Here is a 20,976-nt window from a genome sequence, read left to right as displayed (position 1 = left end):
TCCTCCCCTCAGGCCAACCGGCCGAGGATCAACACCGCGCTGACCAGGACGGTCCCGAGGACCATCAACAGGCCGTAACTGCGCGAGTAGCCGTTCTGCAGTCTGGCGAATGCCCCGCCCGTCGCGGTGGCCAGCGCGGACGCACTCCGCACGCCTCCGTCGACCAGGCCGTCGTCCACGGCGCTGACGCCCTTGACGAGCTGCCCACCACCACGCACGAACACCACGTCGTTGAACTTGTCGGCGAGCAGGTCGTTGCGGCCGATGTAGACGATCGGGTTCTTCGTGCGGGGCTGTTCGAAGCTCACCCCGCTGCGATAGGTCACCCAGCCGACCCAGGCACCGACCAGCACCAGCACCAGCGTGACCCACCCCTGCCAGGGAACCTCCCAGAGGCTCGCCTCATGTGGATGGAAGCCGGTGGGTGGGGCCAGCCAGGTCTGGATCGCCGAGTTCAGGATCACGCCGAGGACGATGGAGCCGAGGGCCAGGAGGACCAAGGGCACCACCATGAGGCGCGGCGATTCGTGCGGGTGGACGCCGTCGGCCCAGCGCTTCTCGCCGAAGAAGGTCATCACCATGAGCCTGGTCATGTAGAACGCGGTGATCAGTGCACCGATCATGGCCAGCACTCCGAAGTACCATCCCTTGTCCCAGGCGGCGACGATGATGTGGTCCTTGGAGTAGAAGCCCGACAGCGGCGGTATGCCGATGATCGCGAGGTAGCCCATGCCGAAGGTCAGGAAGGTCCACGGCATCGCCTTGCGCAGCGCTCCGAAGTGCCGCATGTCGGTGTCGTCGTCCATGGCATGCATGATCGAGCCGGCACCGAGGAACATGTTGGCCTTGAAGAACCCGTGGGTGAACAGGTGGAAGATCGCGAAGGCGCCGCCCGCCGGGCCGATGCCGGCGGCGAGCATCATGTACCCGATCTGGCTCATGGTGGAGCCGGCGAGCACCTTCTTGATGTCGTCCTTGGTCGAGCCGATCCAGGCACCGGCGAGCAGTGTGACGACGCCGACGATGCACACGGCGAGCGAGGCGGCAGCCGTCAGCTCGTAGATCGTGTGACTGCGGACGACCAGGTAGACGCCCGCGGTCACCATCGTCGCCGCGTGGATCAGCGCGGAGACCGGGGTCGGGCCCTCCATCGCGTCCAGCAGCCAGGACTGCAGGGGCACCTGGGCCGACTTGCCACAGGCCGCCAGCAGCAGGAAGAAGCCGATGGCGGTCGCCCAGGCGGGGCTCAGGTTCTGTGCGTTCTCGTTGACCTCGGCGAAGTTCACGCTGCCGAACTGCGCCACCATCGTGAACAGTGCCGCGAGGAGCCCGAGGTCACCGATGCGGTTGACGACGAACGCCTTCTTGGCGGCCAGGGCGGCGCTGCGCCGCTCCTGCCAGAAGCCGATCAGCAGGTAGGACGCCAGACCGACGCCCTCCCAGCCGACGAACAGCAGCGCGTAGTTGTCGGCCAGCACCAGCGTCAGCATCGCTGCGATGAAGATGTTGAGGAAGGCGAAGAACCGGCGGCGGTTGGGATCATGGGCCATGTAGCCGAGCGAGTAGACGAAGATCAGCGACCCGACGCCCGTCACCAGCAGTGCGAACAGGATCGACAACTGATCGACCAGCAGGTCGGCTCTCAGATCGAGCGTGCCCACCCGGATCCAGTCGAACATCTCGACGTGCACAGCGCGTTGCGCCGTCTGGGCCCCGAGCATCGTGATCCACAGCACCAGAGCCACGACGAAGGAACCCACCGCGCCTGCGACACCGAGGTAGTGGCCCCACGAGTTGGTCGCCTTGCCGCCGAGGAGAAGAATCGCCGCCACCACCAGCGGAATGGCGATCATCAGCCAGGCCACCGTGTACGGGCCGGTCGCCTCGACCGGGATGACGATTTCCAAAGGATTCACCGATGCCCCCTCAGTGCTTCAGCTGGTTCTGGTCGTCGACCGAGGCCGAGCGTCGGGTTCGGAAGATCAACATGATGATGGCCAGGCCGATCACCACTTCGGCCGCCGCCACGACCATCACGAAGAAGGCGGCCACCTGGCCGTCCAGGTTCCCGTTCGCGTTGCTGAACGCGACCAGCGCGAGGTTGGCCGAGTTGAGCATGAGCTCCACCGACATGAACGCGATGATCGCGTTGCGCCGGACGAGAAAGCCCAGGACGCCGATCGAGAAGAGGAGGGCCGACAGGACCAGATAGGCGTTCGGGCTCATCGGGACTGCTCCTCGGTCTCGTCGTGCTCGGCAGCACCGGTGGTCAGCTCCGGAGTCTGCCCGTCGTCGAGCGCCTGCGCGACCTCACCTGCGAGATCGGTGCCCTCGGCCTCGTCCTGCACCTCCACGAACTTGGTGATCGCGGCCAGGTGCGCAGCCCGCAGACCATCGTTCTCGACGATCGCGACGCCCCGCACCGCTAACGTCGGCGACACGCTCGTGTCCGCCACGGATCCGTCGGGCAGCAACGCCGGATAGTCGATCGAGTTGTGCCGCGCGTACACGCCGGGCGAGGGCAGCGGCCCCGGATCGGCGCCGCCGTCCATGAAGTCGCGGACGCGGCGGGACACCCGTTCCTTCTGGGTCTCGGGCTTCTTGAGCCGCTCGCCGTGAGCGAGGACGATCGCGGCCAGCGCCGCGGTGATGAGAAGAGCGGAGGTCGCCTCGAAGGCGAAGGCGTAGGAGCCGAAGACGATCTCGGCGACGCCCTGGACGTTGCCGCCGGCATTGGCGGAGTCCAGCCCGACCGGATCGGAGACGATGCCGTGACCGACAGCGACGATGAGAAGGGCGCCGAGAGCGAAGACCAGCACCGCCGCGGCCACCCGCTGCCCACGCAGCGTCTCGACCAGCGAATCGACGCTGTCGATGCCGACGATCATCATCGTGAACAGGAACAACATCATGACGGCACCGGTGTAGACGATGATCTGCGCCACGAACAGGAACGGCGCGTCGAGCGACGCGTACAGGCAACCCAGCGCGATCATCATGCCGGCCAGGCTCAGGGCCGAGTGCACCGGCTTGCGGGACACGACCATGCCCAGAGCGCCCGCGACCGCGAGCGGGGCGAAGACCCAGAAGGCGACCGCCTGGGCCGTGACGAGCGGGATCACTTCTCCGCCTCCTTGACGACGGTTTTCGCCGAGCGGGTGTCGAGCTGGCCGGTGGGCGGCAGGCCGAGGAAGTAGTCCTTCTCATCGTCCCCGAGCCGACGCGGATGCGGCGGAGCCTCCATGCCCGGCAGCAGCGGGGCGAGCAGCTCGTCCTTCTCGTAGATGAGGCTCTCGCGGGTGCGGTTCGCCAGCTTGAAGTCGTTGGTCATCGTCAGCGCCCTGGTCGGGCAGGCCTCGATGCACATGCCGCACAGGATGCAGCGCAGGTAGTTGATCTGGTAGACCCGCCCGTAGCGCTCACCCGGCGAGTAGCGCTCGTCAGCGGTGTTGTCCGCGGCCTCGACGTAGATGGCGTCCGCGGGGCAGGCCCAGGCACACAGCTCGCAGCCGACGCACTTCTCGAGCCCGTCCGGCCACCGGTTGAGCTGATGACGCCCGTGGAACCGCGGTGCGGTGATCTTCTCCTGGCCCTTCTGCGGGTAACCCTGCGTGAAGGACTTCCGGAACATCGTCCGGAAGGTAATGCCGAACCCCGACCAGGCTCCCATCAGGCATCAGCTCCCATCTGTTCGGTGGTCGTCGATGCGACAACCTCTTGCATCCGGGTCTGCCCCGGCATGGGCGGCACCGGGTAGCCGCCGGCGAACGCGTCGAACTCGTCAGGTTCCGCCTCGTCGGCGAGAAACTCCTCCTCGGGTTCCTCGCGTCCGGTGAACCAGACCGCCCCGAGCAGCAGCAACACGACGACCACCATCGTCCCGATGAAGACCGGCGAGCCGAACCACTGGTTGATGGCCGCGCCACGGACCAGGCCGAGGAGCAGGATCCACACCAGGTTCACCGGGATCAGCACCTTCCAGCCGAGGTTCATGAACTGGTCGTAGCGGAAACGCGGGAGCGCGGCGCGCACCCAGCTGAAGAAGAAGATCAGGAGCTGCACCTTCACGAGGAACCACAGCACGCTGATCCAGCCGCTGTTCAGCACCTCGATGTTGTTGAGCGGCCACGGAGCATCGTAGCCGCCGAGGAACAGCGTCGTGGCCACGGCCGAGACCGTGGCCATGTTGATGTACTCCGCGAGGAAGTACATGGCGTAGCGGAAGCCCGAGTAGTCGGTGATGTGACCGGAGACGAGCTCCGACTCGCACTCGGCGAGGTCGAACGGCAGCCGGTTAGTCTCGCCGAACATCGAGATCACGTAGATGACGAAGCTGGGTGCCAGCAGGACGAAGTACCAGCCCTGGAAGGGCAGCTGCCAGCCGAACAGCTGCATGGGCAGGCGCTGGGCCGCGACGATCTCGCTGGTGGACATCGAGCCCGCGTACATGAACACGGCGACCAGCGACAGCCCCATGGCTATCTCGTAGCTGATCACCTGCGCGGTCGCGCGCATGGAGCCGAGCAAGGAGTACGTGCCGTTGGACGCCCATCCCGCCAGGACGATCCCGTAGAAGCCCACACCCGCGATGGCGAGGATCAGCAGCGTCGCGATCGGCAGGTCGGAGATCTGCAGCCGGGTCTCGACGCCGAACATGCGCACCGTGCCACCGAACGGGATCACCGCCCAGGAACTGAACGCCGCCACAGCGGTGAGGACCGGCGCCAGGTTGTACACGAGCGCGTCGGTACGGGCCGGCCGGAAGTCCTCCTTGAAGAGGAGCTTCACGCCGTCGCCCATCGCCTGACCAAGACCGAACGGGCCGTTCATGATCGGGCCCTTGCGGTTCTGCATCTTGCCGAGGACGCGCCGCTCGAACCAGACGTTGAAGATCGTCCAGAGAAGCAGGAGGACGAAGACGAGCACCACCTTGATGACGACGATCCACCAGGGATCGGTGCCGAAGCCGGCTTCCAACGGGGTCATGCCACACCTCCAGCGGTGTTGTCGACTGCCACGGCCACCCGGTCACCGGGACGGGTGCCCAGCGCCTCCAGCAGGTGGACGCCCGAGTTCTGCGGCGCCCAGATCACGCCGTCAACCATGCCCGGGGTCACGTCGGCGAGAAGGGCGATGCGTCCTGCGCCCTCCCCCATCCAGACCTTCTCACCCGAGGAGAGACCGAGCGAGACGGCCGTGGCCGGCGAGATCCGCGCCACAGCCCCGGGCGCGGTCGCCCTCAGGGCATCCGCACCGTCGAGGGCACGGGAGTCGTCGAGGGCGAGACGCCAGGTGGCCAGCACCAACCCATCCCCCTTCGGGGCCTCAGGAGTCGGCTGCTGGTCGGTCGCGAAGCCGACCCGCTCACCCTCCCAATCCGCGATCTCGTCGAACGCGGCCCGCGCCTGGGCCGGTGTGCGGAACCCGAGATCGGTACCCAGCGCGTCGGCCAGGGCGGCCAGCACCCGGACGTCGGTCATCGCGCTGGTCGCGTGGGTGTTCACCGCCCGCACCGGCCGCTGACGGTGCTCCCAGTTGATGAAGGTGCCGAGCTGCTCCTCGAGCAGTGCCACGGGGAAGACCACGTCGGCGAACTCGGTCACGCCGCTCTCGCGCTGCTCCAGGCTGACGACGAACGTCTCGCCGCCCAGCGCCTCACGCGCCGCGACGGGATCGGCCAGGTCGTCCAAGTCGACCCCGGCCACCACGAGGGCGCCGAGCTCACCGGCGGAGGCTGCCTGCAAGAGACCCGCGGCGTCGAGCCCCTCGTCATCGGGCAGGTGATCGACTCCCCATGCCGCCTGCAGGTCGACGCGTGCGGACGCATCGGCGACCGGACGCGCCCCCGGCAGCAGGTCGGGCAGGCATCCGGCCTCCAGCGCCGCAAGCTCACCCGCGCGCCGGGGAATCCATGCCCATCGATAGCCCTTCTCCGCGGCCCCACCGACCACAGCGGCCAGCGCGCCAGGCACGAGGCCGGCCCGCTCGCCGATCAGGACGATCGTGTCCGCGTCCAACTCGTCGCCCAGCCCGGCCAGCGCGACCGGTTCGGCACCGGGCTCGCACGGCACGAGGGTGGCGCCCATCTTGACCGAACCGTTGGTGAGGTACGGCGCCACCGCGAGCACGCGGGTCTTCTTCTTGCGCCAGGCCTTGCGCAGCCGCAGGAACACGATCGGGGACTCGTCCTCGGGCTCGAAACCCACGAGCACGACCTTCTTCGCCTTCTCGAGGTCGGCGTAGGTGACGGCCTCACCGAGCGTCCGCCCGGCGACCTCGGCCGCCAGGAAGGCAGCCTCTTCGGGGCCGTAGGGACGCGAACGGAAGTCGATGTTGTTGGTGCCCAGTACCGCGCGGGCGAAGCGGCTGTAGGCGAAAGCGTTCTCCAGCGTCAGCCGGCCACCGGTGAGCACACCGGCCGACGAACCCGCAGCCTTCAGGCCGGCGATCGCCGCGTCGATGGCCTCGGGCCAGCTCGCCGCCACCAACTGGCCGTCGCGACGGACGAGCGGGTGGGTCAGCCGGTCGTCACCGCGCGCGTACCGGAAACCGAAGCGTCCCTTGTCACAGTTCCACTGCTCGTTGACCTCCGGATCGTTGCCGGCGAGGCGGCGCTTGACCTGGAAGTGCCGGTGATCGGTGCGCAGCTCGCAACCGGCTGCGCAGTTCTCGCAGGTCGTCGTCGTGCTCACGAGATCGAACGGACGCGACTGGAAGCGGTAGTCGGAGCTGGTGAGGGCACCCACCGGGCAGATCTGGACGATGTTGCCCGAGAAGTAGCTCTCGTAGGGCCGCGCCGCGTAGATCGCGATCTGGCTCAGCGCGCCGCGCTCGGCCAGCGAGATGAAGTCGTCGCCGCTGATCTGGGTTCCGAACCGGGTGCAGCGCTGGCACAGGACGCACCGCTCGCGGTCGATGAGGATCTGCTTGCTGATGTTCACCGGCTTCGGGTACGTGCGCTTGACGCCCTCGTAGCGGGACTCACCGCGTCCGTGACTCATCGCCTGGTTCTGCAGGGGGCACTCGCCGCCCTTGTCGCAGATCGGGCAGTCGAGGGGGTGGTTGATGAGCAGCAGTTCCAGGAGACCCGCCTGGTGCTTGGCGACCTTGTCGTTGCTGTTGGCGGTCTGCACGATCATGTTCGGCATGACGGTGAGCGCGCACGCGGGCTGCGGCTTCATCGGACGGCCGTTGCCGGCGTCCGGGACCTCGACGATGCACTGACGACAGGCCGCGACCGGGTCGAGCAGTTCGTGGTCGCAGAAACGCGGGATGTCGATGCCGAGGGTCTCGGCGGCTCGGATCACCAAGGTCCCCTTCGGGACGCTGACCTGGATGCCGTCGATGGTCGCGGTGACCAGGTCGGGGTTGGCGACCCCTGCCTCGTCCTTCTTGACGTCGGTGCTCACTGACCCGCTCCCTCGCTCACCGTGATGCGCTCCCTGCCCGGGAAGTAGACGCTCTTCTCATAGGGGAACAGCTCCCAGGCCGGGGTGTGGTAGCCCGCCTCGAACTCGTCCCGGAAGAACTTGACCGAGCTGGTCACGTTGGCGACGAAGCCGTCGGCCAGCGTGCAGAAGCTCTTCATCGACACGTTGTCGCAGACGTCGAGCAGCTTGTCGACGTCGCCCTCGTGGCCCTTGCCGGCCTCCAGGTTGCGCAGGGTCTGGACGAGCCACCAGCTGCCCTCACGGCAGGGTGTGCACTTGCCACAGGACTCGTGCTTGTAGAACTCGACCCAGCGCAGCGTCGCCCGCACCACCGACACGGTCTCGTCGAAGATCTGCAGGGCCTTGGTGCCGAGGATCGACCCGGCGGCCGACACCCCCTCGTAGTCGAGTGCGGTGTCGAGCTGGGCAGGCGTGAAGATCGGGGTGGAGGACCCTCCGGGGGTGAAGAACTTCAGCTGGTGCCCGTCGCGTACGCCGCCCGCGAGGTCGAGCAGCGTGCGGAACGTCGTGCCGAGCGGGGCCTCGTACTGTCCCGGGCGCTTCACGTGGCCCGACAGCGAGTAGATGGTCGCCCCCGCGGAACGCTCGGTGCCCATCGACTTGTACCAATCGGCCCCGTTGCGGACGATGGCCGGCACCGAGGCGATCGACTCCGCGTTGTTGACGACGGTCGGGGACGCGTACAGACCGGCGACGGCCGGGAAGGGTGGGCGCAGGCGGGGCTGGCCACGGCGACCCTCCAGCGAGTCGAGCAGTGCCGTCTCCTCGCCGCAGATGTAGGCGCCCGCGCCGGCGTGCACCACGATGTCGAGGTCGTAGTCGGTGCCGAACACGCCCTTGCCGAGGTAGCCGGCCGCGTACGCGTCCGCCACGGCCTTCTGGAGGCGGCGGATCACGTGCAGCACCTCACCGCGCACGTAGATGAACGCGTGGTGGGCGTTGACCGCGTAGCTGGCGATGATCGCACCCTCGACCAACGTGTGCGGGGTCGCCATGAGCATCGGCATGTCCTTGCACGTGCCGGGCTCCGACTCGTCGCAGTTGATGACGAGGTACTTGGGATTCGGGTTGTCCTGCGGGATGAAGCTCCACTTCACACCGGTCGGGAAGCCCGCGCCGCCACGGCCGCGCAGCCCGGAGTCCTTGACCAGTGTGATCAGGTCTGCCTGCGTCATCCCGAGCGCCTTGCGGGCCGCCTGATAGCCGCCCTGGGCCTCGTAGGTGGCGATCTTCCACGCCTCGGGGACGTCCCAGTTGTCGGTGAGGATCGGGGTCAGGGTGTCGACGCTCACTTCGCTTCCCCCTCCTGGGTGACGGCCGGACGTCCCGTGTCCGCCGGGTCGGGTGCGGTCCAGCCCCTCTCACGGGCGATCTTGAGGCCCCGGATCGAGGCCTCACCGGCCGTCGGGCCCTCGTCCGCGCGGCCGTCGGGGAAGCCCGCGAGCACCCGCTCGGACTGTTTCCAACTCGTGATCGTCGCGCCGCGGGTCGAGCGGACGTCCTTGCCGGCCCGCAGGTCCTCGATCAACTGATCGGCCTTCTCGGGGGTCATGGAGTCCATGAACTCCCAGTTGACCATCATGACCGGCGCGAAATCGCAGGCCGCGTTGCACTCGATGCGCTCCAGGCTGAACATGCCGTCGGGGGTCGTCTGGCCCTCGTGGATGCCGAGCTTCTCCGACACCTGCTCGAGCAGCACATCGCCGCCCATCACCGCGCACAACGTCGTGGTGCAGACCCCGATGTGGTGGGTTCCGGCCGGCTGGCGGTGGTACATCGTGTAGAAGGTGGCCACGCCGTTCACCTGGGCCGTCGAGATACCGAGCAGATCGGCGCAGATCTTGACACCCGCGTCGGTCAGATGCCCGTCCACGCTCTGCACGAGGTGGAGCATCGGCAGCAACGCCGAGCGCGGCTCGGGGTAGCGGGCCATGATCTGCCGCATCTCCTCGATCGTCTCGTCGGTGATGGCGGTGGTCTGATCGGAAACGTCGATGCCCACCGCGTCGTCGAACGCGAAGACGAAGTCGTGGCCACTCATCGGATCGTGCTCCTTGTCAGCTTCATGAAGGTCATCGGTCGACTCCGCCCATGACCGGGTCGATGGAGGCGACCGCCATGACCAGGTCGGACAGCATCGCACCCTCGGACATCAGGGGCAGGGACTGGACGTGAGTGAACCCTGGATCGCGCAGGTGCGCGCGGTAGGGGCGCGTGCCGCCGTCGGACACCACGTGGCAGCCGAGTTCGCCGCCGGGGCCCTCGATCGCCGCGTAGACCTCACCGGCAGGCACCTTGAACCCCTGGGTCACCTTCTTGAAGTGATGGATCAACGCCTCCATGGACTCACCCATGATGTGCTTGATGTGCTCGTTCGAGTTGCCCTGGCCGTCCGGCCCGACCGTCAGGTCGCTGGGCCATTCGAGATCCGGGTCCTGGACGCGGTAGGGCTCACCGGTGCTCTTCGCCAGGGAGTCGCGCACCTGTTCGAGGACGCGCACCGACTGCTCCATCTCGTTCAGCCGGATGCGGAAGCGCCCGTAGGCGTCGCACGTCGTCTCGACCGGGACGTCGAAGTCGTACTGGTCGTAGGTGAGGTACGGCTGGGTCTTGCGGAGATCCCACGGGTAGCCGGTCGCACGCAGCACCGGGCCGGTGGCGCCCATCATCATGCAGGCCGCGAGGTCCATGTGGGCCACGCCCTGGAGGCGTCCCTTGAAGATCGGATTCGTCAGCGTGAACTGGCCGAGTTCGGGGAGGTTGATCTTGAGCTGCTTGATGAACTCGTCGAGCAGGTCGATGCCGTCGTCCGGGAGGTCGTTCTCGACCCCGCCGGGGCGGATGTAGGCGTTGTTCATGCGCAGGCCCGTGACCGCCTCGGTGAACTCCAGCACGCGTTCGCGTTCCCGGAGCCCGACCTCCTGCACCGACGTCGCGCCGAGTTCCAGCCCGCAGGCCCCAACGGCGGTCAGGTGGGAGGCGAGCCGGTTGACCTCGAGCATGAGGACGCGCAGGTCCTGGCCGCGGCGGGGGATGTCGTCGGTGATGCCGAGCAGCTTGTCGACGGCCATCGAGTACGCGGCCTCGTTGTGGATGCCGGCGACATAGTTGCAGCGGGTGAAGAACGTGGAGCCCTGCGTCCACGTGCGGTACTCCGCGTTCTTCTCGATGCCGGTGTGCAGGAAGCCGATGCCGGGACGACAACTCATCACGGTCTCGCCGTCCATCTCCAGCACCAGGCGCATGACGCCGTGGGTCGAGGGATGCTGCGGCCCCATGTTGACCACGATGATCTCGTCGGCGCGTTCGCGCTGCGATTCGATCACCTGGGCCCAGTCGCTGCCGCTGGCCAGGTACGCCTGGTCGACCGCGGGCTCTCCCGCAACGGCGAAGATGTCCTCGTCACCGGGGACGCCGGCGTTCGGACTCGTGGTCTCGCTCATGCCTGGTAGCTCCTCCGCTGATCCGGGGGCGGGACGACGGCGCCCTTGTATTCCACCGGGATGCCGCCCAGCGGGTAGTCCTTGCGCTGCGGGTGCCCGACCCAGTCGTCGGGCATCAGGATCCGGGTGAGCGCCGGGTGCCCGTCGAAGACGATGCCGAACATGTCCCAGGCCTCGCGCTCGTGGTAGTTCACCATCGGGTAGACCGACACCACGCTGTCGATGTGGGGATCGGCGTCGGGCAGTGCCACCTCGAGACGGATCCGGTGATTGTGGGTGTAGCTGAGCAGGTGGTAGACCACGTGCAGCTCGCCGCCCTCGATGCCCGGGTAGTGGACGCCGGACAGGCTCACGCACGACTCGAAGCGCAACTGCTCGTCGTCCCGGCATGCCTTGACGAGTTCGAGCAGCTTCTCGCGCACCACGAAGAACGTGATCTCGTCACGCCACACGAGCACTCGCGTGCAGAAATTGGGGACGAGTTCGGCCATGCGGTCGGCGACGTCGTCGAACCAGCCGCCGAAGGGCGGAGTGGACGTTCCGTTGAGCTCGACGACCTGCACCAGGCCGGACGCACCGGACACGTCGTCCCACATGCCCTTGCGGACCCCGAGGGTGACGCCTGCGTCGGCCTCGGCGGGGGCGTAGAGCTGGGCCAGATACGGGTGGTGAGCGACCAGATCGCCGCCCGCCTCGCTGTCGGGCTGTGCCTGAGGTTCCGGGGTGCCGGGTTCGGTCATCGCATGAGCCCCTTCCGCTCGATGGTGGCCGGCGCCGCCAGCGCGGCCTCCTCGGCGTCAGCGATCTCGGCGGCCCGGTGGGCGCCCATGCGACCCCACTGGACTTCCTTCTCACGAAGCTTGAAGACCGCGTCGATGAGCATGTCGGGACGCGGCGGACAGCCGGGGATGTACATGTCGACCGGGACGATGTGATCGACGCCCTGCACGATCGCGTAGTTGTTGAACATGCCGCCCGTGCTGGCGCACACGCCCATCGAGATGCACCACTTGGGGTTCGGCATCTGGTCCCACAGCTGGCGCACGACCGGGGCCATCTTCTGGCTGACACGGCCCGAGACGATCATCAGATCGGCCTGGCGGGGCGAGGCCCGGAAGACCTCCTGCCCCCACCGGCCTGCGTCGGCGCGCGGGCCGCCGTAGCTCATCATCTCGATCGCGCAGCAGGCGAGCCCCATGGTCAATGGCCAGAACGATGCCTTACGCGTCCAGCCGGCAACGGCTTCCAGCGTGGTCAGCACCACTCCTGCCGGGACCTTGTCCTCCAGACCCATGCGATTCCCTCCGGTCTCTCAGTCCCAGTCCAGGCCGCCGCGGCGCAGGACGTAGAAGTAGGCGACGAAGACGGTGACGATGAACAGGATCATCTCCACCACAGCGAACGCGCCGAGCACCCCGAAGCTCACCGCCCACGGGTACAGGAACACGATCTCAATGTCGAAGACTATGAACAACATCGCGGTCACGTAGTACTTGACCGAGAAGCGACCCCCGTTGGCCGGTTGCGGTGTGGCCTGCACCCCGCACTCGAACGAGTCGTACTTGCTGCGGTTGTACCGCGCGGGACCGACGACTGTGCTCACAGCGATGGCTGCCACGACGAAGATCGCTGCCAGGGCCACCATCCCGATGATCGGAATATAGGCGTTCATGCCCGCTCCGTCCCTTCCGCTTGTTGCTTGATGGGGGTCCGTCTACCTGTCGCTGCGAGACTGGTGGAACTCGCGGGCGACCCCTCTGCGCGTCCGCCCCTGTCCATTCTGGCCCAGCCCCATCGAAACGTCACATCGAGGGAGCCATTCCGGACAGCGCGTTGATGATGCGATCATCCATGTCCCGCCCCGGTGAATCCGTCAGATTGGCCAATAGCTTGTGCACCAGCCGCATGAGCCGCTTCCGCGGCAAACCATACTTCGTGCAGACCCTCATCACTGTCGGATGCCCGATCAACTCGACGAAAACCGATCCGAGCCGGTAGTAGCCGCCCCAGGCCTGCCGCAGGGACGTCTCGTAGCCGGCCATCGCTAGCTCGGCGCCCCGGCTGCCGAAGCCCCGGCCGTGGGCGTCCGCGATCGCCCGCGCCGCCATCTCGGCCGACTCCATGGCGTAGCTGATCCCCTCGCCGTTGAAGGGACTGATCATGCCCGCCGAGTCGCCGACGAGCACCAGGCCGTCGCGGTAGAACGGTTTGCGGTTGAACGCCATGGGCAGTGCCGCGCCGCGAATGGGCTCGAGCCTGTTGGGCTCCCGGTACCCCCATTCCTCGGGGGTGGCATCGAGCCAACGGCGCATGAGTTCCTTGTAGTCGGTCTTGGCGAAGGCCGCACTCGTGTTGAGCATGCCCAGCCCGACGTTCACGACGCCGTCGCCGACTCCCCACGCCCAGCCGTATCCGGGCAGCAGGTTCGACTCCCCGGGCCGGCCGTCCCACAGCTCCAGGAAGCTGTCCATCCATTCGAGGTTCGCACGGGGGCTGGTGTAGTAGCTCCGGACGGCGACTCCCATGGGACGACTGGGAATGCGGTCGCGGCCCGCCTGAAGCGCCAGACGCGCGGAGTTACCGTCCGCCGCGACCACGATCGGCGCGCGGAACGTGCGTCCCTGGTCGTCGGTCACCCCGACGATCCGGCCGCTGCGCTGATCGACCACCGGTGCCGTGACTTTCACCCCGGTGCTCAGGCGCGCGCCCGCCTCCACGGCGGTGCCGGCCAGCAGATCGTCCAGGACGGCTCTGCGTGCCGCGAGCCCGTAGGAGGGGAAGTCCACGAGTTGCGGCCAGGTGAAGTACAGGGGCTCCGGTCGTCCGCTGTGCACGCACAACCCGCGGTTGTGCAGCCAGCCGGCGTCCTCGCTCGTGTCGATGCCGAGCCTGGTCAGCATGCGCACGGCCCGCGGTGTGAGGCCGTCGCCGCAGACCTTCTCACGCGGGAACTGCGTCTTCTCCAGGACGAGCACGTCGACGCCCTGCCGGGCCAGGAAAGTAGCTGCCGCCGAGCCTCCGGGGCCCGCACCGACGACGATGACGTCGGCCTCGTCGCCGTCGGACACCTTCGTCGGGGGCAGCAGGGATGCGCGAGGGCCACGTGGTCCTTCAGTCGCCGGACCTTCGGACATCCAGCACCTCCTCCCGCCGACCCCGGCAGTCTAGCGATGCGGGATGGCAGCCCCAAAACGAGCGGTCGTGCACCTGTGCGGGTTTATCCGAAGCGGCCGTTGACGTAGTCGAAGGTGCGCTCATCCTGCGGCTCAGAAAACATCGCATCAGTATCCCCATACTCCACGATCTGACCCGGCATCCCCTGCGACGCCAAAAAAAACGCACACCGCTGCGACACCCGAGCAGCCTGCTGCATATTATGCGTCACAATCACAATCGTCACCTCACGACGCAACTGCCCCATCGTCTCCTCAATCACCCGCGTCGACGTCGGATCCAACGCCGAACACGGCTCATCCATCAACAACACCCGCGGCCGCACCGCCAACGCCCGAGCAATACACAACCGCTGCTGCTGACCACCCGACAACCCACCCCCCGGCTGCCGCAAACGATCCCGCACCTCCCCCCACAACCCCGCACTCACCAACGACCGCACCACAATCTCATCCTTCACATCCCGCGACACCCGCCGACCCGTCAACCTCAACCCCGACACCACATTGTCGTAAATAGACATCGCAGGAAACGGATTCGGCTTCTGAAACACCATCCCAATATCCCGACGAACATCCTGCAACCGCCACCCCCGCCCATACACATCCCCACCATCCAACAACACCTCACCAGCCAACGACGCCGACGGCACCAACTCATGCATCCTGTTCAACACCCGCAAAAACGTCGACTTCCCACACCCCGACGGACCAATCAACGCCGTCACCTCACCCGCCCCCATCACCAACGACACCCCCTCCAACACCCGATGCGACCCAAACCACGCCGACACCCCCCGCGCCTCCAACAACGACAAACCACCACCCGACACCACAGGTTGCCGCGGGCCAGGGGTGTCCGGCTCGGGGAGCGGCGCCGCGGTCTCGGGCCCCGGCCCGACAGCGGGCAGCACCCTGGTCGCCATCTCGTCCTCGCTCGCGGCGATCTGGGTCGCCGCATCGTCGGTCGCCATAGTCATCGTCCTCTCGGTTCGACTCACATCAGGTTGGGCAGCATGCGGGTCAGCTGGTCGGCCACGAGCAGGCCGGCGAGCAGGATCACCGGGGCGAACACCAACCAGGTCTTCGCCCGGCCCATCCGGCGCAGCGACCACGCCGCGCCGATCTCGGCCACGATCAGGAACTGAAGCGCGAAGACCAGCGCCCACACGGTGCGGGTGTCGCCGGCCATCTCCTTCTGCTCGGGCGACAGGCTGCGGTACAACGTGTCGCGCTGCCCCGGCGTCTGCACCTCGGAGACCAGGTTGGCGTCCACCCTGACGATGCCGGACGGCACGAACGGCGCCCCGCGCGCGGTCTCGAGGATCAGCCGGCCATGCCCGGCCGTCACCGCCGCGGGGGCGGTGTCCCCCGCGTAACGGACGCCGATCACCTCGTAGATGTGCTCGCCCTGGCCGGTGACGACGCTGATCTGATCACCGGGCTCGAGTTGCTGGAGACGTGCGAACGGCCCTCCATAGGCGGCGGATCGCCCCATGATGACGCTCACACCCGACTGGCCAGGAAGGTTCGTGTCGCGCCTGTGGCCGGGGCCTTTCGTGAGGACGGTCGCCGAGGTGCCCTCGACGACGAGCTCGTCCACCCCGATGGCCGGGATCTCGATCCGCGCCACGGGATCGCCGTCGGTCAGCAGCACGTCCTCGAAGTCGCCCTCGCTCACCGGCGCCGTGCCCTCGGCCAGTTGCTCGGTGAACTGGCTGCGTAGCTCAACCTGTGCGACCGCGTGCTGGATCTGGCTCAGCACCGTCACATTGAGGAACAGGAACAGAGCAAGCAGCGCCAACAAGGTGACGCCGTTGCGGATCACGAGCCTGCGGGCGCTCATCGGGGCCAACTGCCTCGCCGGACGCGGCGGCCGGCGAGGCGGACGCGGGGGCGGCGGACCGGAACCGGCGGTGCCGGGCGAGTGGGGGTCGCGCGCCCGGCGCGGACGCGGTGTGGCAGGCCTTGTCTCGGCCCGGGGACCGGACATCGTCATCTCCATCAACCCGCAACCCCACTACGCCGCCGCAACCTGCGTCCCAGCACCGCAGCACCGACCAGCACGGCCGCGCCCGTCATCACGAACCACGGAACGAAGAACACCCACAACTCGCGGGTCATGGGCTCCATCTCCACCGCGCCGATCCGGTCGGGTGGGGTGAAGGTCATGTGCGCCTTGACCGGCGTCCACTGGCCCACGCCACTGATGGTCACGCGCATCTCGCGGGTCTCGTCCGGGGCGATCCCCGTGACGGGCACCACGACCTCCCCGCCGACACGGCCCCCGAAGACGTTGGTCACCCAGAACCGCACGGACGCGTCCACGGTCTGGGTCGTCACGTTGCGGACGGTGCCCCGCAGGGTCAGGCCCCCGCCGAAGGGATTCGCGGAGTACGAATATCGCGCGATGAGCCCGCTGACGTACAACATCCCGCTGATGCTCTGCTCGTCCGGCCCGGGAGTGGACGAGCCGGACGAGCCCGCTCCCTGCCCTGGTTGCGTGGTGCCCGGGTCGCTCACGACCGGCACCGACCCGACCGTGGTGGTCGGGTTCGTCGTGACCGGGGCGGGCGTGCCACCGGGTTGGGCGGTCGTCTGGCCGGTGCCGGGCGCGGACGACTGGGGCGGCGAGGACTCGGGCTCCGAGGCACCGACCACCTCGACCTGGATGATCGGCCCCCCGGATTCGTCCGCCCGCGCGGTCGTGACCGGCGCGAGCAGGAGGAACCCCAGCACCACGCAGCCCGCGACCCGGGCCCACTGCCGAAACCTCACCGCTCGTCAGCGCCTTCCCCCTGGCCTTCCACGCGCTCGGCGGCCTTTCGCTCGGCCTCCTTCTCGGTGTACGCCACCCATTCCTCGGTCGCCTTCGCGTCGCGACGACGCCGCCACATGCGGTAGCCGAATGCGAGTGCCACGAGGGCGATCACGATGAGCACGGTCCACGGGGGCGCGAAGACGAACGCATTCCTGGTGATCGCGGCGATGGGGATCTGCTTGTCCGTGTCGGGCCCCTCGACGAACGGGTTGAGCCTGATCTGGGCGATCACGTAGCCGACCTGCCCGACACCGGGGATCTCGGTCTCCACCACCCGCGAGGATCCGGGAAGGAGTTCGTCGACCCCGCCCCCGCTCTCGGCACCGATGGGACGCCCGAACCACGTGGTGGCCTCCGTGGAGACGTTCGTGGCCAGCGCGATGTTGCCGGTGTTCTTGACGGTGTACCGCAGGCGCACGGAGCCCGCGAACGGATTCCACCACGGGCCCACGTGGCTCGCCTCGACGCCCGCGATGTTCAGCGCGGGCTGCAGGTCGCCCGAGACCCGCACGTAGACACGGGTGCCGACCCGCCGGTCGAGAGTCACCTGCGAGCCCGGCGTCACCACCGAGCTGAGGAGGCCGCCGGCATGGTCGCCCGGGGTCGCCTGCGCGGGCACGGAGATGGTGAAGGGGACGAGGCGCTGCTCGCCGGGTGCGAGATCGAACTGCTGTTTGCGCGAGCCATCGGCGAACGCCACCCAGGTGCCGAGGTCTGTGGGCTCCTGGTCGGTGTCGAGAAGGGTGAACTCGCCGTTGTCGTCGTTGAAGGCGTCCGTGGCGAAGACGGTGAAAGTCTGCTGTGTCGAGCCGGTATTGCTCACCAGGTAGGCGTCGCTGATCTGCTGGCCCGGGTCTGCGGTGTAGCTGAAGCGAGTGCGGCCGTCCAGGGCGCCGTCAACTCCGGCGGGCTGGCCGGAGATGCCGATCTCGTCCGCATGAGCCGGCGAGGCGCCACCCAGGAGGCCTGCACCCACCAGGCCGCAGGCGAGCAGCGAGGCCACCAGCGCACGCCCGAGACGGGCGCCGTACCGGCGAGCGACTGAAACGAAACTGCTAGTCATGAAAGAGACCATCCCGTTCTCGTTGGTCTTGTGGGTTCACTGCTGTCACGCGCCGCCGTGCGGAAGGGCTGCAGTGCGCCCTCCCGCACGGCGGTCTTGCGGAGACTCAGCTCACTCGAAGGGTCACTTCGAGACGAGGCTGAGGGTCAGGGTCGAGCTGTAGGTGCCAGCCTTCGCCGAAGCCGGAGCCGCGAAGCTCAGGTCGGCATTCAGCTGGGTGCCGGCCTCGAGGGTCGAGGAATCCTCGGCGCCCTGGGCGAACAGCGCGGGGTACTCGCCCGAGCCGGCCGTCTGGGCGGTGCCGAGGCTGACACCGACGGGCAGGTCGCTGACCGCGGCGGGCGCAAGGCCCAGCGCGGACTTGCTGACGACGTCGTTGTCCGCCGAAGCGTTCGTGAAGTCGTCGACGGCGGTGGTCAGGGTCCAGCCGGGCAGCAGGGCCCGGTCGTCGACCACCGTGAAGGCCCCGAGCGCGACCGGCGCGCTCGTCTGACCGCGCTGAACCTGACCGAGGTCGGCCGACGACGCGACACCCTGGAGCTCGAACTTGTTGCTCGTGGTGACGTCGACAGCCAGGTCGGTCTTGGTCGTGGTCAGGGACGCCAGTGTGACGGCGCCCCAGGCCTTGATCGAGAAGTCCGACTCGGCCAGCGCGATCGTGTGCTCGCCCACGCCGAGCGACGAGACGTCGACGGTCGCGTTGCCATCGGCATCGGTCGTGACCTGACCGAGGTTGGTGCGATCAGACCAGGCCCACACCGTGAACGTCTTGTTGGCGTTCGCAGCGCCCGCCGGCACGGTGATGCTCGTGGCACCCTCCGCCGGAGCGGGGATCGTGACCTCGTTCGGATCGCCCGCCTGGGGCTCAACCGGGCCGGTCACGGTCAGGGTCGCGGCATCGGTCGTGACCGAACCGCTCGCGTTGGTGAAGACGGCGTGGTACTGGGTGCCGTTCTGTGCCGCCGTGACGTTCGCCACGGTCAGGGTCGCGCTGGTCGCGCCGTTGACGTCGGCCCAGGTGGTGCCGTCAGAGGACGACTGCCACTTCACTTCTGTCGCATCGGTTGCGGCCGCGGTGAAGGTGGCCGTCGCGCCCAGGTCCACCGACACGTTCGCCGGCTGCTGGGTCACGACCGGGGCCTGCGGGACAGGCACAGTCGGGGTGGCGAACTTGTAGTTGCCAGTGCCCGCGTCGACGCTGATGGTGGTGTAGTAGGCAGCCAACACGGTGTTGCCGGGAACACTACCGAGCCGATCCCGGACAGCGATACCGATGCTGTAGGTGCCACCGGCAGACCTCAGGCCGGCCTGGCCAGGAGTCCCGTACGGGAACTGGATCGGGGTCAGGTTCGGCGCCAGGATACCGGGAGCCGAGATGATGACAGTGTCGGCGTACGCCTGCCAGGCGGACACCGTGCGCTCCTGACCGGGCAGCGAGATGAACGGGGTGTAGGCGTACTCGCCGTCCGAGTGGGGGAAGTACAGGTTGGCGAAGTCCGTGCCCCAGTCCTCCTCGCCGTCGACAAAGACCGGCGAGCCGACCACGCCGATGCCAGAGTCCCATGTGAGTTCTGTTCCCGCGGCAGGAGTGTTGTAGTCACCGTTGCTGAGCAGGTAGAGCGGGCCGCTGGAGGTGTCGTCCCAGACCGGCTCCTCCGCCGCATGGGCGAGAGTCGCCGGCAGCGCCGTGGCCAGCAGGCCTGCGACCAAGCCGACCGCTGCTACGCGCCTAAGTTTGGCAATACGCACGATTCATTCCTTTCAGGAGTTGTCAGTAGACGTTCGGGTAGGCCCGGATCGGGGTGGTGTCAGCGACCGCCAGGAAGCCGAACTTCCGCTTGGCGGCGCCGGTGGTGGAGGGCAGGGAGCCGAAGTTGGTGAGGCTCGTCGTGGCGGAGGGGTCTACCAGCGCGGCGAGCCCGGCGTCGTACTTCGAGTCATTCGGGTTCACCCGCGCGTACTCCACGATCAGGTAGGTATCGCGGCCGTACGAGCTGCTGTAGTAGGCCGAGGCCGGCGCGAGGGTCGTCGTACCGGTGAACGGCGCAACACCGTTCGGGCTGCCCAGCTTGACGTTGCCGGAGGTCGGGATGGTGTTGACCCCGGAAGCGCCGTTGGCCTGAGCGATCCAGCTCGCTGCCGAGAACGGCACGATCTGGCCGGCGGTGGTGAGAACCGAGCCGTCGTTCTCCGGGAGCGTGTTTGCGACACCGTTGTAGGTGCTGCTCACGATGTCACCGAGGTCGGCTGCAGCCACCCCGATCGCGGACAGGAAGAAGTCCCGGGTGCCGGAGCCGCTCTGCGGGATCAGGGGCTTGACCTCGACACCGTTGATGGTGATGGCGGTGTCGCTCTCGTAGATCTGCTTGAGCTGAGCGGTCGTGAGGGAAGCCAGCTCGGTGCCGGTGCCGTAGTACGCGTAGGACACCGCGTCGCGGCCGTAGGGCACGTAGAGCAGATCGCCGTCTTCAGCGACGTTGCTGCCCGGGCCACCCGACGAGCGGGCGATGTCGACCTGGCCGGTGATGGTCTTGCCGTTCCACGCCGCGCCGGTGATCGAGGAGATCAGGGCGTTGCGGCCGTTGCCGGAGCCAGCCGGGCGGACGAAGTACGGTCCGTTCGGCTTGGTCTGGATCAACGACGAGCCGAAAGCGTCGAAGTTGCCAACGGTATTGCCACCGCCGGTGGACCGCACGAACGAGCCACCGAGGTTGGTGCCGTTGGTGATGGCATTGAGGGAGTCCTGCAAAGTGTCGGAGCCGACCAGCACGTAGCTGTTCGACACCGGCTCGGCCGAGGCCGGGGAGACAAACCCGAACACGGCCACCGCGACGCCCACGCCTGCGGCGAGGGCGGTGCGCCGAATGAATCGGATAGGATTCATTGGTCGATACCTCTCTGTGATTGATCCGTTAGTGCCTGTAGGAGGGTTTTCGGTTTTCTCACTGCGGTTGTGTATCGATGTCGATGACTGCGATCGCAGTCATCCCTCAGGCCGGGCGCGTTGCAGCGCGCCCGGCCTGTG

At 67.6% G+C, this 20,976-nt stretch carries 19 protein-coding genes; all 19 read right to left on the bottom strand.

The genetic code is table 11. The features are described from left to right. Nucleotides 1-8: 8 nt before the first annotated feature. The 19 genes from nuoL to FB473_RS02085 all read right to left on the bottom strand — a co-directional run bounded on the left by nuoL (nt 9) and on the right by FB473_RS02085 (nt 20,835). Entirely contained in the window at nt 9-1,895 is a 1,887-nt protein-coding gene (gene nuoL, locus FB473_RS02175) for an NADH-quinone oxidoreductase subunit L (protein ID WP_167168885.1), read from the bottom strand. Nucleotides 1,896-1,926: 31 nt separating this feature from the next. After that, on the bottom strand, nt 1,927-2,226 hold the full coding sequence (gene nuoK, locus FB473_RS02170; RefSeq protein WP_167164420.1) for an NADH-quinone oxidoreductase subunit NuoK: 300 nt from the start codon (nt 2,224-2,226) through the stop codon (nt 1,927-1,929). Continuing rightward, nucleotides 2,223-3,122 (bottom strand): NADH-quinone oxidoreductase subunit J, encoded by a 900-nt coding sequence (locus tag FB473_RS02165; protein WP_167164418.1) that lies wholly within the window; start codon nt 3,120-3,122, stop codon nt 2,223-2,225. The genes nuoK and FB473_RS02165 overlap by 4 nt, the downstream gene beginning before the upstream one ends. Beyond that, the gene (nuoI, locus tag FB473_RS02160; RefSeq protein WP_167164416.1) at nt 3,119-3,670 is read right to left on the bottom strand and encodes an NADH-quinone oxidoreductase subunit NuoI; all 552 of its coding nucleotides are present in this window, start codon (nt 3,668-3,670) and stop codon (nt 3,119-3,121) included. Before nuoI ends, FB473_RS02165 begins: the two co-directional genes overlap by 4 nt. Then, nucleotides 3,670-4,986: an NADH-quinone oxidoreductase subunit NuoH gene (gene nuoH / locus FB473_RS02155; protein WP_167164414.1), complete on the bottom strand. Its 1,317-nt coding sequence runs from the start codon at nt 4,984-4,986 to the stop codon at nt 3,670-3,672. Before nuoH ends, nuoI begins: the two co-directional genes overlap by 1 nt. Next, nucleotides 4,983-7,409, bottom strand: a complete 2,427-nt coding sequence (locus FB473_RS02150; protein ID WP_167164412.1) for an NADH-quinone oxidoreductase subunit G — start codon at nt 7,407-7,409, stop codon at nt 4,983-4,985. The genes nuoH and FB473_RS02150 overlap by 4 nt, the downstream gene beginning before the upstream one ends. Then, entirely contained in the window at nt 7,406-8,743 is a 1,338-nt protein-coding gene (gene nuoF, locus FB473_RS02145) for an NADH-quinone oxidoreductase subunit NuoF (protein WP_167164410.1), read from the bottom strand. Before nuoF ends, FB473_RS02150 begins: the two co-directional genes overlap by 4 nt. Continuing rightward, on the bottom strand, nt 8,740-9,492 hold the full coding sequence (gene nuoE / locus FB473_RS02140) for an NADH-quinone oxidoreductase subunit NuoE (RefSeq protein ID WP_167164408.1): 753 nt from the start codon (nt 9,490-9,492) through the stop codon (nt 8,740-8,742). Before nuoE ends, nuoF begins: the two co-directional genes overlap by 4 nt. 31 nt (nt 9,493-9,523) lie before the next feature. Next, nucleotides 9,524-10,894 (bottom strand): NADH-quinone oxidoreductase subunit D, encoded by a 1,371-nt coding sequence (locus FB473_RS02135; RefSeq protein WP_167164406.1) that lies wholly within the window; start codon nt 10,892-10,894, stop codon nt 9,524-9,526. Then, nucleotides 10,891-11,574, bottom strand: a complete 684-nt coding sequence (locus FB473_RS02130) for an NADH-quinone oxidoreductase subunit C (RefSeq protein WP_376837298.1) — start codon at nt 11,572-11,574, stop codon at nt 10,891-10,893. The genes FB473_RS02135 and FB473_RS02130 overlap by 4 nt, the downstream gene beginning before the upstream one ends. A gap of 56 nt (nt 11,575-11,630) precedes the next feature. After that, nucleotides 11,631-12,188: a NuoB/complex I 20 kDa subunit family protein gene (locus tag FB473_RS02125; RefSeq protein WP_167164402.1), complete on the bottom strand. Its 558-nt coding sequence runs from the start codon at nt 12,186-12,188 to the stop codon at nt 11,631-11,633. An 18-nt stretch (nt 12,189-12,206) separates the two neighbouring features. Further along, nucleotides 12,207-12,566 carry an NADH-quinone oxidoreductase subunit A gene (locus FB473_RS02120; protein ID WP_167164399.1) on the bottom strand — a complete coding sequence of 120 codons (360 nt, stop codon included), beginning with the start codon at nt 12,564-12,566 and terminating at the stop codon, nt 12,207-12,209. A gap of 130 nt (nt 12,567-12,696) precedes the next feature. Continuing rightward, nucleotides 12,697-13,962: a geranylgeranyl reductase family protein gene (locus FB473_RS02115; RefSeq protein ID WP_167168882.1), complete on the bottom strand. Its 1,266-nt coding sequence runs from the start codon at nt 13,960-13,962 to the stop codon at nt 12,697-12,699. 149 nt (nt 13,963-14,111) lie between these two features. Further along, the gene (locus FB473_RS02110) at nt 14,112-15,041 is read right to left on the bottom strand and encodes a phosphate ABC transporter ATP-binding protein (RefSeq protein ID WP_243863449.1); all 930 of its coding nucleotides are present in this window, start codon (nt 15,039-15,041) and stop codon (nt 14,112-14,114) included. 23 nt (nt 15,042-15,064) lie between these two features. Then, nucleotides 15,065-15,913 (bottom strand): sortase, encoded by an 849-nt coding sequence (locus FB473_RS02105; protein ID WP_167164395.1) that lies wholly within the window; start codon nt 15,911-15,913, stop codon nt 15,065-15,067. Between the two features lie 158 nt (nt 15,914-16,071). Next, nucleotides 16,072-16,845: a hypothetical protein gene (locus FB473_RS02100; protein WP_167164393.1), complete on the bottom strand. Its 774-nt coding sequence runs from the start codon at nt 16,843-16,845 to the stop codon at nt 16,072-16,074. Next, the gene (locus tag FB473_RS02095; protein WP_167164391.1) at nt 16,842-17,951 is read right to left on the bottom strand and encodes a WxL protein peptidoglycan domain-containing protein; all 1,110 of its coding nucleotides are present in this window, start codon (nt 17,949-17,951) and stop codon (nt 16,842-16,844) included. The genes FB473_RS02100 and FB473_RS02095 overlap by 4 nt, the downstream gene beginning before the upstream one ends. 123 nt (nt 17,952-18,074) lie before the next feature. Next, a complete protein-coding gene (locus tag FB473_RS02090) occupies nt 18,075-19,700 on the bottom strand; it encodes a hypothetical protein (RefSeq protein ID WP_167164389.1) in 1,626 nt (541 codons plus the stop codon). A 22-nt stretch (nt 19,701-19,722) separates the two neighbouring features. After that, entirely contained in the window at nt 19,723-20,835 is a 1,113-nt protein-coding gene (locus FB473_RS02085) for a hypothetical protein (protein ID WP_167164387.1), read from the bottom strand. Nucleotides 20,836-20,976 lie beyond the last annotated feature (141 nt).

Source organism: Brooklawnia cerclae (genome assembly GCF_011758645.1).
GTDB classification, from domain to species: Bacteria; Actinomycetota; Actinomycetes; order Propionibacteriales; family Propionibacteriaceae; genus Brooklawnia; species Brooklawnia cerclae.
This window is presented reverse-complemented; position numbering and strand designations above follow the sequence as displayed.

What these genes read in the sequence shown, in the direction of transcription:
- nuoK (WP_167164420.1), bottom strand. Translation starts at nt 2,226, where the DNA reads ATGAGCCCGAACGCCTATCTGGTCCTGTCGGCCCTCCTCTTCTCGATC.
- nuoI (WP_167164416.1), bottom strand. Translation starts at nt 3,670, where the DNA reads ATGGGAGCCTGGTCGGGGTTCGGCATTACCTTCCGGACGATGTTCCGG.
- nuoH (WP_167164414.1), bottom strand. Translation starts at nt 4,986, where the DNA reads ATGACCCCGTTGGAAGCCGGCTTCGGCACCGATCCCTGGTGGATCGTC.
- nuoE (WP_167164408.1), bottom strand. Translation starts at nt 9,492, where the DNA reads ATGAGTGGCCACGACTTCGTCTTCGCGTTCGACGACGCGGTGGGCATC.
- FB473_RS02135 (WP_167164406.1), bottom strand. Translation starts at nt 10,894, where the DNA reads ATGAGCGAGACCACGAGTCCGAACGCCGGCGTCCCCGGTGACGAGGAC.
- FB473_RS02125 (WP_167164402.1), bottom strand. Translation starts at nt 12,188, where the DNA reads ATGGGTCTGGAGGACAAGGTCCCGGCAGGAGTGGTGCTGACCACGCTG.
- FB473_RS02120 (WP_167164399.1), bottom strand. Translation starts at nt 12,566, where the DNA reads ATGAACGCCTATATTCCGATCATCGGGATGGTGGCCCTGGCAGCGATC.
- FB473_RS02110 (WP_243863449.1), bottom strand. Translation starts at nt 15,041, where the DNA reads ATGGCGACCGACGATGCGGCGACCCAGATCGCCGCGAGCGAGGACGAG.
- FB473_RS02105 (WP_167164395.1), bottom strand. Translation starts at nt 15,913, where the DNA reads ATGAGCGCCCGCAGGCTCGTGATCCGCAACGGCGTCACCTTGTTGGCG.
- FB473_RS02095 (WP_167164391.1), bottom strand. Translation starts at nt 17,951, where the DNA reads ATGACTAGCAGTTTCGTTTCAGTCGCTCGCCGGTACGGCGCCCGTCTC.
- FB473_RS02085 (WP_167164387.1), bottom strand. Translation starts at nt 20,835, where the DNA reads ATGAATCCTATCCGATTCATTCGGCGCACCGCCCTCGCCGCAGGCGTG.